10 protein-coding genes are annotated in these 12,598 nt (G+C 35.3%); all 10 read left to right on the top strand.

Features of this window, described 5'->3' with window-relative positions:
* Positions 1–984, top strand: a complete 984-nt coding sequence (locus H964_RS00480; protein WP_011916270.1) for an AAA family ATPase — start codon at positions 1–3, stop codon at positions 982–984.
* The gene (locus tag H964_RS00475) at positions 978–1,877 is read left to right on the top strand and encodes a DUF58 domain-containing protein (RefSeq protein WP_039763670.1); all 900 of its coding nucleotides are present in this window, start codon (positions 978–980) and stop codon (positions 1,875–1,877) included. The genes H964_RS00480 and H964_RS00475 overlap by 7 nt, the downstream gene beginning before the upstream one ends.
* Positions 1,878–1,879: 2 nt before the next feature.
* Positions 1,880–3,691: a vWA domain-containing protein gene (locus H964_RS00470; RefSeq protein ID WP_039763668.1), complete on the top strand. Its 1,812-nt coding sequence runs from the start codon at positions 1,880–1,882 to the stop codon at positions 3,689–3,691.
* Positions 3,675–6,404 carry a VWA domain-containing protein gene (locus H964_RS00465; protein ID WP_039763666.1) on the top strand — a complete coding sequence of 910 codons (2,730 nt, stop codon included), beginning with the start codon at positions 3,675–3,677 and terminating at the stop codon, positions 6,402–6,404. The genes H964_RS00470 and H964_RS00465 overlap by 17 nt, the downstream gene beginning before the upstream one ends.
* Positions 6,405–6,574: 170 nt before the next feature.
* Positions 6,575–8,032, top strand: coding sequence for a glutamate--tRNA ligase (gene gltX / locus H964_RS00460; protein WP_039763702.1), 1,458 nt, complete (start codon positions 6,575–6,577; stop codon positions 8,030–8,032).
* 42 nt (positions 8,033–8,074) lie between these two features.
* Entirely contained in the window at positions 8,075–8,779 is a 705-nt protein-coding gene (gene cysE / locus H964_RS00455; protein ID WP_039763664.1) for a serine O-acetyltransferase, read from the top strand.
* Complete coding sequence (cysS, locus tag H964_RS00450; protein WP_039763662.1) at positions 8,736–10,133, top strand: cysteine--tRNA ligase; 1,398 nt, start codon at positions 8,736–8,738, stop codon at positions 10,131–10,133. Before cysE ends, cysS begins: the two co-directional genes overlap by 44 nt.
* 198 nt (positions 10,134–10,331) lie before the next feature.
* Positions 10,332–11,069 (top strand): IS1096 element passenger TnpR family protein, encoded by a 738-nt coding sequence (locus H964_RS00445; RefSeq protein ID WP_039763660.1) that lies wholly within the window; start codon positions 10,332–10,334, stop codon positions 11,067–11,069.
* 283 nt (positions 11,070–11,352) lie between these two features.
* Positions 11,353–11,856, top strand: coding sequence for a GntR family transcriptional regulator (locus H964_RS00440; RefSeq protein WP_333782440.1), 504 nt, complete (start codon positions 11,353–11,355; stop codon positions 11,854–11,856).
* A partial coding sequence (locus tag H964_RS00435; protein ID WP_039763659.1) for an ABC transporter ATP-binding protein occupies positions 11,849–12,598 on the top strand: 750 nt, incomplete at its 3' end. The genes H964_RS00440 and H964_RS00435, both read left to right, overlap by 8 nt.

Below are 12,598 nucleotides of genomic sequence, written 5' to 3'. Positions count from 1 at the left end.
ATGGATTTGATTTTACAGAATATTGAATATACAATGGAAGTTTTAAACAAAATAGAAGGTGAAATTACCAAAGTCATAATTGGGCAAAAAGATATTATAAGAAAGGTCTTAATTGCTATCTTCTGCGGCGGAAATGTTCTTTTAGAGGGTCTGCCAGGCGTGGGAAAGACTCATTTGGTAAAGTCAATTGCAAAAGTTTTAAACCTCAAGTTTTCCAGAATACAATTTACTCCTGATTTAATGCCAGCAGACATTGTGGGTACAAATATAATTTCCAAAGACAAAGATGGTTTTTTAAATTTTACATTTCAAAAAGGTCCGATATTTGCTAATATCATTTTGGCTGATGAGATAAACAGAGCAACACCAAAAACGCAATCGGCATTATTAGAAGCCATGCAAGAAAAAACCGTCACTGTTATGGGCACAACTTACAAGCTTGATGAGCCGTTTTTTGTGCTTGCAACGCAAAATCCTCTTGAACAGGAAGGGACATATCCACTTCCTGAAGCACAGCAGGATAGGTTCATGTTTAAAGTGGATGTTCCACTTCCTGGCTTTGATGAGATGATTGAAATTGTCAACCTGACAACTGAAAGTCAAATGCCAGAGCCAAATAAAATAATTGAGGCACAAGAGATAATTCAAATTGGTGAGATAATCAGAAAAGTACCGATTGCAAGGCCTGTTTTGGAGTATGCTGCAAGGCTGGTTCTAAGTACACAGCCACATATAGATCAAAATGAGATTGCAAAAAAATACTTGAGGTTTGGAGCAGGTCCAAGGGCTTTGCAGCACATTGTCTTAGGTGCAAAGGCAAATGCACTATTTGAAGGAAGGCCGAATGTTGCATTTGACGATATTAAAAGTTTGGCTAAAAGCGTTCTTTGCCACAGAATTGGGCTTAACTTTGAGGCAATCTCAGAAGGTAAAAAACCTGCTGATATTGTTGAGGAGATTTTGCAAAGTCTTAAAGAATGGTAAAAAAGGTTATAAGCAAAAGTGGTGATATTTTAATGCTTGGCGGACTTGTTGATGACAAGCTTCTTGCAAGTATCAGCAATTTGAAGTTCAAATTTAATATAAGTATAACTTCGCAATTTGAAGGTCAGCAGAAAGCAAAAGGGCGAGGGAATTCCCTTGAGTTCAGTGACCATCGGGAATACATACCGGGTGATGACCTTAGAAGGGTGAATTTTAAGATATATGCAGCAACTCAAAGGCTTTATGTTAAACTTTTTGAGCAAGAAAGACAAACAACATATAATTTTTTTATTGATATGTCAAAATCAATGGACTTTGGTAGCAGCACAAAAAAGGGTGATATGGCAAAAGCGCTTGTTGCATGCCTTTGTTATATTGCTTTGTCGCAACTTGATGGTGTCAATATATTTTTGGTCAAAGAGGACCATATTTTGCACTCAGGTCATTTAAAAAGCAAGCAAAGTTTCGCAAAGATTGTAAAGTTCTTAGAAGATGCACAATTTGAAGGTTTAGCAAATTTTGATAATATCAAAAATGTCTTTATTCCGCGAAAAAGTATTTCATTTATCTTTTCTGACTTTTTATTTGAAGGTGCAGAGGATGTTTTGAAAATTCTTTTGAGTAAATCTTCGTTTGTATATTGCTGTCAGGTGTTAGACAGGCTTGAAGCATTTCCTCAATTTGATTATTCATTTTGCGAGCTTATTGACAGTGAAAGTAATAAAAAGGTCAATATTGAGATTTCTGATACCTTAATCAAATGGTATCAGCAAGAGTTAAGAAATCTTCAAAAGCTATTAAAAGAGCTGGTTCAAAAAGCAAATGGAAGGTTTTATGAGATTTTGACATCTGATAATCTAAATAAAATCTTGTTTGGGATGGTTGGAGTGTAAAAATGAGATTCACACAGCCGCTGTATTTACTGTTTCTTTTGAGCATACCTGTACTTGTTGTGTTGTACATGATAAGACCAAAATATAAAAAGGTGGTCATTTCCAGCACTTATTTGTGGGAAAGGTTAAAAAAACAAAAGAGGGTATCAAAACCGGCACAAAAACTGAGACTAAGCCTTCTTTTGATACTGGGGATTTTAACACTTGCTGCATTTTCATTAAATCTTGCAGGTCCATATATTTCTATTACAGACACTAAAAAGAATGTCATTTTTGCATTTGATGTGGGTAGCACAATGAACTGCTTGACACATGACAACAAAACCTATCTTGAAAAGTCTAAAGAAATTGCAAGAAGTATTTTAGATACGCTGTCCAAAGATTCTAAGGTGAGCATTGTCACATTTTCTGACAGCATTGAGGTTTTGGTAAAAGATGTTTCTCCCTCTTTTGCAAAAAGTTCTATTGGTAAAGTGCTGCCAACCTATTATGTCACAAACTTAAAAGAAAGTATCAATGTTATTTCAAAATTGTTTGATGCCTCAAGTTATACTTTCTTTTTGTTTACAGACAAAAAGGTTAAATTGCAGGATAACATACAAATATTTGAGTTTCCAAAACCAGATGATAATGTTAGTATAGACAATGTATCACTTTCTACTTTCAGCGGCGGTTTTGATGCAGTTGTAGAGGTAACAAACAGGGGAATTAAAAGAGCAAGTTTTGAGATTGAGCTTTTTGCAGACAAAAAACTTGTTGGTGCAAAAAGTGTTGTGCTTTTGCCAAAGCAGTCTGAGAGTGTGATTTTTGAGAAAATAAAAGGGAATTATAAGATTGTGCAGGCAAGGATAAACTATCCTGACCGCTTAAGAGAAGACAATATTTTTTGGACAATTTTAGCCCCACCGCCAACTAAAAAGAAAGTTTTGTATGTTGGCAAAGGAAACTTTTTCTTGGAAAAGGCATTTTCAGCTTTTGATGATGTTGAGCTGTACAAGTTACAAGATGTAAAAAATGTAGCTGATGGCTTTGATATTTATGTATTTGACAGTGTTGTCCCCAAAAGGCTCCCTAAAAAGGGCGGAGTTATATTTATATTACAAAAAGGCAAAGATGTATCTAAACTATTAGGAGTATCAATAGGAAATAAGACAGACATTGAAGGGTATGCAAGATTTGTGGAGTCTACCGTTTCACAGAACATTGATGGAATGGAGTTTGCTGTTCAAAAAACAATCTCAATTGATGATAAAAGACTTGAACCTGTTGCAAAACTTAACGGCAAACCGGTTATTTCTTTTGGGGTTGTAAAAAACCTTCCTACAGTATTAATTGGCTTTGCAATTGACGACAGTGACCTTCCGCTGAAAGTCTCTTTTCCCATATTAATAACCAACATCAAAAATAACTTTGTTAAGGGGAACCAGCCATTTGAGAAGATGACATTCCATCCAGGCGAAGAGATAAAAGTTTTTTCATATACAGATGGAAAAGCTGAGATTATTCTGCCTAATAGCAAAAGGGAAGTTGTAAATTTTTCTACATACCCTTTGGTTCTTCCTAAAAACGACCGGTTGGGAGTTTATACCTTGAATTTAAGTAATAACACAAGCTACAAATTTGCAGTAAATTATCCTACTTATGCTCTGGATGAATCTGAAGAAAAAAAGACAGATGCTACTTTAGCTTTTTCGGAAACTGGTGCAAAGACCAATGCTAAAGTTCCCTATCTCTTGAAGGATATATTATTGATACTATCGCTAATATTTTTGACTTTTGAGTGGATGGTGTTTATGAATGAGAATAAGTCTTGAAAGACCGCTTATTTTATTGTTAATACCCATTTTAGGAGTAGTTATTTGGCTTTTGTCAAAAAGGTTTTATAAAGAAGGCTTAGGGAAAAAGTTTGTTGTTGTTCTGAGGATTGTTATATTCCTTCTTATTATATTAGCGCTTGCAATGCCAAAGCTTACAATATCATCAAACAAAGTTGCAACTATTTACCTTGCAGACCTTTCTGATAGCAATGCCAAAAACATTGATAAGATGAAAAACTTTATTCAAAAAGCGATAAAGCTAAAAAAATCAAATGAAATGCAGTCTGTGGTTGCGTTCGGACAGGATGTTAATGTAGAGTTTTTGTTAAAGAATAATCCTAAATTTTCTGAGTTTGGGTCAGTGGTTGATATAAGTGAGACTAACATTGAAAATGCCATAAAGTTTGCAGCAAATTTATTTCCCAAGGACTTTCAAAAAAGACTTGTGATTTTGACAGATGGGAAAGAAACGGTTGGCAATGCAAAGACTACTATTGATTTGCTCAACAACAATGGCATAGATGTGAAAGTTTTGCTTTTGAAAAGTGAAAAGGGAAAAGATATTCAGTTTTCAAGTCTCAAAATTCCCCAAAAAGTGGTTAAAAATCAGGAGTTTTCTGTATTTGCTAATATAAACAGTACATATTCTGCATCTGCTCAGCTCAAAATTTTCAGAGATGGCAGTTTGATTTTTTCTCAAAAAATAATGCTTGAAAAAGGCGAGAACAGGTTTGTGATTAAAGACAAACTGCCTAAAGAAGGTATTTACAGGTATCAGGGTGTAATTGAAGCAGAGGATGATGAGGAGGATAAAAACAATTTTGCATATGCAATGTGTCAGGTCAAAAAACCGCAGAAGGTTTTGGTGGTTTACCAGAATATTGATGATGTGAAAAATGTCAGAAGCCTTCTTGATTCATATTCAGCAGATTATGATATGGTAATTAGCGATAATGTAGATTTTGGGCTTGATAGACTTATGCAGTATTCATTTGTAGTTTTGTGTAATGTATCAAAAAACCAATTGACCGACAAATTTTTAAATGATTGCGAAAGGTATGTAAAGGACTTGGGCGGCGGACTTTTGGTGATTGGCGGTGAAAATTCGTACGCGCTTGGCAACTATTCAAATTCGGTGCTGGAAAAGATGTTGCCTGTCAAAATGCAGCTTAAAAACAAAGAGAAAGAAAGAAATGTGGCTGTAGTTCTTGTCATTGACCATTCGGGAAGCATGGGCGAAAGTAATTTAGGAAATATAAACAAATTGGAAATTGCCAAAAGCGCTGCTGCAAAGATGATTGACCATCTTGAGAGCTCAGATAGTGTTGGTGTTATTGCCTTTGACCATAACTTCTACTGGGCAAGCAGGTTTGGAAAACTAAAAAGTAAAAATGAGGTTATAGAAAACATCTCCGGAATTCAGATAGGTGGTGGGACAGCTATAATTCCACCACTGACTGAAGCAGTCAATACGCTTAAAAAATCTAAAGCCAAAGACAAAGTGATTGTTCTTCTCACTGATGGATATGGTGAGGAGGGCGGTTATGAATATCCAGCAAGTATTGCTAAAAGGAATAATATAAAGATTACAACAATTGGCGTAGGTTCTTCTATAAATGCGCCAATTTTGAGCTGGATGGCAGCATATACCTCAGGAAGGTTTTATTATGTCAAGGATGCTTCAAACCTAATTGATGTGTTTTTGAAAGAGGCAAAGATTATAAAAGGAAAGTATATAAAGGAGAAAAAATTTGTTCCTAAGGTTGTTGAAACGAACTTTATAAACTCTGCCTTTTCTTCATATCCGCCGCTTTATGGTTACATTGCCACAACAAAAAAGGATATTGCAACAAGTCTTCTTGTAAGTGATGAGGATGAGCCCATTTTGACAGTTTGGAGATATGGACTTGGCAAAACTGCTGCGTGGTGTTCAGACTTAAACGGCAGCTGGTCGCGTGACTGGGTGATGTGGGACAAATTTTCAAAGTTTTTTTCAAATCTTTTCAAATGGCTTGAAAAGGGTGCCGAAGATGACAGTTTTACTTTTGATGTGCGAAAGGAAAAAGGGCTTGTTGTCAGTATAAATGGGAAGTTTAAAAGCAGTGCTACTGCAACTCTAAAGTGCATCTATCCAAATGGTGCAGAGAAGATATTAAAAATGAAAAGGACTTCACCTGACAAGTTTGAAACAACAGTTGAGTTTATGCCGGGGAATTACACCTTTGTTGCTTTTGTGACTGAAGATGGAAAAACAAAAATGTCCACCTTTTTATACTCTATAAATTACTCTGATGAATATAGGGTGGATTTTGACAGCAGCAGGTTTGAGCAGTTTATTGCACTGTCAAACGCAAAAGTTGTAAAAAATCCCGAAGATATCTATAAGGGTAAACTTAAAGAAGTGTATTCTCAGCAGGATTTGAGTGATTTTCTTATTATTCTTTGCATTTTTCTTTTTCTTTTAGAAATTGCAATCAGGAGATTTGCATTGTATGTTAAGATTGAAAGGTTGTTACTTCAAACATTTAGTACTATGAAAAAAATAAAGTATTTAAAAATTAAAATGGATTTTGATAAAAAAGATTTAATTACAAAGTCTAATGACACACATAAACCAGAAAATAAAGTAAAACTATTATCTAAAAAAGATAAAAAACAGGATGAAAAAGACCACGAGATATTAGATATAAAAAAGTTGAGAAGATTTTAAAATGTCCATTGAAAATTAAATAGGCTATTGTTTTTTGCATTGACTATAGAATTTTCAAAGATTATACTTTAAAAAAGAGAATATGTTTTTAATTCTTTCCTAAGGATAAAATAAATGAGCTATTGAGATACAGAAATAATAAAATTCAAAAGAAAGGACTGAAGTATACAGTGGAAGTAAGAACAAGATTTGCACCAAGCCCAACAGGGCATCTTCACATAGGTGGTGCAAGGACAGCTCTTTTTAACTATCTTTTTGCCAAAAGATATGGTGGAAAGTTTATATTAAGGATAGAAGACACGGATTTGGAAAGATCATCTATTGAGTCTGAAAAGGTTATTATCGAGAGCTTAAGATGGCTTGGGATTGAATGGGACGAAGGAGTTGAGGTGGGAGGTCCATATGGACCATATCGCTCAACAGAAAGAGTAGATATTTACAAAAAGTATGTAGATGTGCTTTTTGAAAAAGGCTACGCCTACTATTGTTATTGCACAGAAGAAGAGCTTGAAGCTCAAAGACAGGAGCTTTTATCAAAAGGGCAGATGCCAAGATATCTTGGTAAGTGCAGGAATTTAACAGAGGATCAAAAAAGAAGGTTTGAGCAGGAGGGGAGAAAACCAACAGTCAGGTTCAAAGTACCAGAGGGTGTTAAGATAGTTGTCCATGACCTTGTGCGCGGAGATGTTGAGTTTTTAAGCGATGATATTGGCGACTTTGTTATTGTCAAGTCTGATGGAATTCCCACATACAACTTTGCAGTTGTCATAGATGACCATTTGATGAAGATTTCGCATGTTATAAGAGGTGAAGAACATCTTTCAAACACTCCGCGCCAGATTCTAATTTACGATGCACTCGGGTTTGAACTGCCACAGTTTGCCCATGTGTCTTTGATTTTAGGAAAAGACAGAACAAAGATGTCAAAGCGCCACGGCTCTACTTGGGTTGAACAGTATAAAGATCAAGGGTATTTAAAAGAGGGGCTCATAAACTTCTTGGCTTTACTTGGTTGGTCACCACCAGAAGATAGAGAAATATTTGATATGGAATATCTAATTGAAAATTTCTCATTAGAAAGAGTTTCCAAAAATCCTGCAATATTTGACATTGATAAGCTGAACTATATAAACTCTCAGCACATTAAGCTAAAATCATTGGATGAGCTTACCCAGATGTGCATACCGTACTTTGTTGAAGCAGGATATATCAAAGAAGATGAGGCAAAGTCCAAATTTGAATGGCTCAAGAAGGTAGTAAAATCTGTGTATGAAGGACTGGATTATCTATCTCAAATAAAAGACAGGGTTGATATCTTCTTTAACAATGAAGTCAAAGTAGAAGAAGATGAGGCGAAAGAGGTCTTAAAGTGGGAGCATGTGAAGGATTTAATTAGTGTATTTGAAAATAAGATAAAGCAGGTGAATGAATTAACTCCAGAAGCTATTAGGCTACTTTTCAAAGAGATTCAAAAAGAGACAGGTTACAAGGGCAAAAACCTTTTTATGCCAATAAGAGTTGTTTTGACTGGTAAAACCCATGGTCCTGAGCTTGTTGAAATAATAGAGATTGTAGGTAAAGAAAACATACTAAAACGGTTGGAATTCTTCAAAACGTGGTATAATTAGAGTAGATTTATTTTTGAGCTTTAGAAGGAGTTATGAAGAAGTATGTTTAAATTTATCAGGATGATAAAAGAAGAGATGGATGTTATAATGGAAAAAGACCCTGCTTGCAAAAGCAGGCTTGAGACACTTCTTTATCCAAGCTTTTGGGCAATAATATATCACAGGATTGCTCACTGGTTTTATCAAAGAAGGATGTACTTTATTGCCCGCTGGATTTCTGAAAGGGCACGACACAAAACAGGAATTGAAATACATCCCGGTGCCAAGATTGGTCGAAGGGTATTTATAGACCATGGCATGGGTGTTGTCATTGGTGAGACAGCTGAGATTGGCGATGATGTGCTGATTTATCAAGGTGTTACATTAGGTGGAACAGGTAAAGAAAAGGGTAAGCGCCATCCTACAATTGGAAACAATGTCTTAATTGGTGCTGGTGCAAAGGTTTTAGGACCATTTAAAGTAGGGGACAATACAAAAATTGGTGCAAACGCAGTTGTTCTTCGCGAGGTTGAAGACAACTCAACAGTAGTTGGTGTACCAGGAAGGGTTGTAAGAAAAGAGAAAAAGGAAAAGCCAACTGTTGAAGAACAGCTTGACCAGATTAGATTTCCTGACCCGCTTGCAATGCAAATTTGCAGGCTTGAAGCAAGGATAGAAGCCTTAGAGAAAAAACTTGCCGAGTACGAAAGGAGATTAAAAGAGTATGAAGCTTTACAACACTCTGACAATGACAAAAGAGGAGTTTGAACCATTAGAAGAAGGCAAAGTGAAGATGTACGTATGCGGTCCAACTGTCTATGATTTTATCCACATTGGAAATGCAAGGCCTTTGATTGTGTTTGATACTTTGAGGCGGTATTTTGAGTACAAAGGATATGAGGTTATCTACATTCAAAACTTTACAGATGTAGAAGATAAGATGATAAACAGAGCGAACAAAGAGGGCATAACCGTTTTTGAGCTTGCTGAAAGGTTTATACAAGAGTATTACAAAGACGCGGACAGGCTAAATGTCAAGCGAGCAACCAAAAATCCAAGAGCAACAGAAGAAATTGAAGATATGATAGCCCTGATACAAAGGCTGATTGACAAAGGATATGCATATGTTGTTGATGGTGATGTGTATTTTAGAACAAGAAAGTTTGCTGAGTATGGGAAACTTTCTCACAAAAATATTGAAGAGCTGATGGCTGGTGCGCGCGTTGACCCAAGCGAAAAGAAAGAAGACCCTCTTGATTTTGCTCTATGGAAAGCTAAAAAAGAAGGCGAGCCGGCCTGGAGTTCACCTTGGGGTGAGGGCAGGCCCGGCTGGCATATAGAGTGTTCTGTGATGGCAATGAAATATCTTGGGCAGACTATAGACATTCACGCAGGTGGGCAGGATTTGATCTTTCCTCATCATGAAAATGAGATTGCGCAGAGCGAGGCTGCCACAGGAAAACCTTTTGCACGGTTTTGGCTTCACAATGGATATGTGAATATAAACAATGAAAAGATGTCAAAGTCGCTTGGGAATTTCTTTACTGTGCGTGAAATCATAGAAAAGTACCATCCAGAGGCACTAAGGCTTTTCATGCTTCAGGCTCATTATAGAAAGCCTCTTAACTTCAGTATAGACCTTATTGAACAGGCAGAGGTGGCACTCAAAAGAATTTGTACCTGCTATGAAAATCTTGAGTTTTTGATTCAAAATGCAGCATCTTCATCTGAAAATGATGATAAGCTAAAAGCTGCGATTGAAGAGCTAAAAGCAAAATTTTTAGATGCAATGGAAGATGACCTCAACACTGCCGAGGCAACAGGATGTCTTTTTGAGATGGTAAGAGAAATAAATACACATGCAAATACGTGCTCAAAAGATGTGCTGATTTTGGCAAGAGACACTTTAAAAGAGCTTTGCAGCATTTTAGGAATCTTAGAGCAATATGAAGAGAAAAAGGATGAAATTCCACCAGAGATTTTAGAGCTTGTTGAAAAGAGAAATGAGGCAAGAAAAGCTAAAAACTTTCTTGAAGCGGACAGGATACGAGATGAGCTAAAGAGTTTAGGCTATATAGTTTTGGACACACCCCAAGGCACAAAGGTTGAGAGGGTGAGATAAATAAAGAAGGGCTTTTCCCACTTTTAGGTAATATTGTGGGTAAGCCCTTTTTTACTGCGTTTTACCAACCATATCAACTCAAAATAGTTGTGAAGGCAAAATTGAGATAGAAGGAATGTTATGAAAACACTTTTTCTACTTTCTTGAGTGTGTTATACTTAAGTTAAATAAAAAAACTACGGGAGATATTTTAAAGATATGAACAAAGGGAAATGCTATTTTTGTGGTAAAGAATTTGCAAAGTCAACAATTGAGAGGCACTTTTTATGCTGCAAACAGAGGCAAGAATATTTACAAAAAATTAGCGAGAGTAAGAATCTTACACCCAAAGAGGTTTTTATATTGAATATCTATCCACCGCATCTTAAATCACTTTATTGGCTTTATATTATGGTGGATGCGAACGCAACGTTGAAAGATTTAGATAAGTTTTTGCGTGATGTATGGGTAGAGTGTTGTGGACATCTAAGTGAGTTTAAGATTGGAGATGTGTTATATCAAGAAAATCCAGATCCTGATTATTTGTCTTTGTGTTATATGACTGGGAAGTCGGTAAAAACAATGAAGGAAAAACTTAAAAACATTTTATCAGAAAAACTTATCTTTGATTATGAATATGACTTTGGTAGCACTACTCATCTAAAAATAAAAGTGATAAAAAAAGATGTTCTTCCGCAAGAGAAGAAAATAATTATTCTTGCCAGAAATCTTCCGCCAATTTATTCTTGTAGCTATTGTGATAAAAAAGCATCATATTTTTGTTATCACTGTGGCAATTTTATTTGCAATGAATGTATTAAAAAACACTCTTCTACACATTCAGATTATGTAGAAGAAATTGCAAATGGTCTTGCTAATTCTCCAAGAAATGGTGTGTGCGGATATGGCTTTCAAGATAATAGTCATAAAGAAAAGAAGTATTTACCTACTTTGTAAAAACATATTAGGGGCTGTCCAAAAAACAAGTGGATAGCCCCTTGTGTGCAATATTTAGTAGTTTATTAGTTGTATTTGACCCGTATATTGTATTTCTATGTTCTGAAATTATGTTTTTAGATGTTTTCCTCTTATTTTCAATATCGAGAGTTTTGTTTGCATTTTCTCATTCTCTTCTTTTTATCTTCACTGGTACTTTTTTGTTCACATATTCATCTCTTTTTACTGTACTAAAAATTAGGGAAAAAAGAAATATAAATTAAAAGCGTTTTCAAATTAAAATATGCTTTACATTTTTGCAAAAACAACTTATAATATAACTGTACTATTACTAATAATACAGTTAATACAGATAAAGAATACAAAACCTTTAATACAGAAAAGTGGTGAAATAAAAGTGTTTGAAGTTGATTGGAAAAGCAGGACGCCTATATATGAGCAGATTGTAGAAAAAATAAAAGAACTCATCATAAAGGAGGTATTGAAAGAAAATGAGCAGCTACCATCTGTAAGAGCCTTATCAAAAGAGCTTTCGGTTAATCCTAATACAATTCAAAAGGCTTATCGGGAATTAGAAAGAGAAGGGTTTATTTATTCTATCCCCGGAAAAGGGAATTTTGTTGCTCCTGTGAAGGCAAAGATTAATGCTAAAAAGCTGAGTAATTTAAAAGAGGAATTAAAAAAGATTTTGCAAGAAGCTTTTTTCCTTGGACTATCAAAGGAAGAGTTGATGGAAATTGTAGATGAGGTAGAAAGTAAAACAAAAGGAGGCACTCAACGTGATTGAGATAGAAGGAGTTTCAAAGAGTTTTGATGAGATTCAAGCATTAAAAGATATAAACTGTACAGTTTCCAGAGGTTCAATATTTGGGATTGCTGGGACAAATGGAGCAGGTAAAACTACTCTTTTAAAAACTATTGCTGGTGTATATAAACCGGATAGTGGTAAAATTAGCATTTATGGTGCTGATGTCCACGAAAATATTTCTATCAAGTCCAGGATGTTTTTTGTTCCTGACAATCCATACTTTCCCAGGGGTTTTTCAATCATTGATATGGCAAGGTTTTTTAAAGGGATTTACCCGAAATGGTCACAGGAGAGGTTTGAAAAGCTTAAAAGTTATTTTTCTCTTCCTTATAAAAAAAGAATAAATAGTTTCTCAAAAGGGAAGCAAAAACAAGTTGCGATTTTACTTGGTCTTTGCACAATACCAGAGATTTTGATTTTAGATGAGCCTTTTGACGGACTTGATCCTGTTGTTCGCCAAATGTTTAAAAAAGTACTCATAGATGAGGTTGCAGAGAGACAGACGACAGTTTTGATATCCTCTCACAATTTAAGAGAACTTGAAGACTTATGTGACACAATCGCAATCTTGCATGAGGGAAAGATAGTAGCGAAGGAGGATATAGATGATTTAAAACAAACCGTTACGAAATTTCAGGTTGTATTTAAAAAGAATTTTGATATTGATTCTCTCAAAGACTTTAAGATACTTTCTTACATCAAAAAAGGAAATGTAGAAATA

This window comes from Caldicellulosiruptor sp. F32 (genome assembly GCF_000404025.1).
Classification (GTDB): Bacteria; Bacillota; Thermoanaerobacteria; order Caldicellulosiruptorales; family Caldicellulosiruptoraceae; genus Caldicellulosiruptor; species Caldicellulosiruptor saccharolyticus.
Note: the sequence above shows the minus strand (reverse complement) of the source record. Positions and strands in the feature narration are given on the sequence as shown.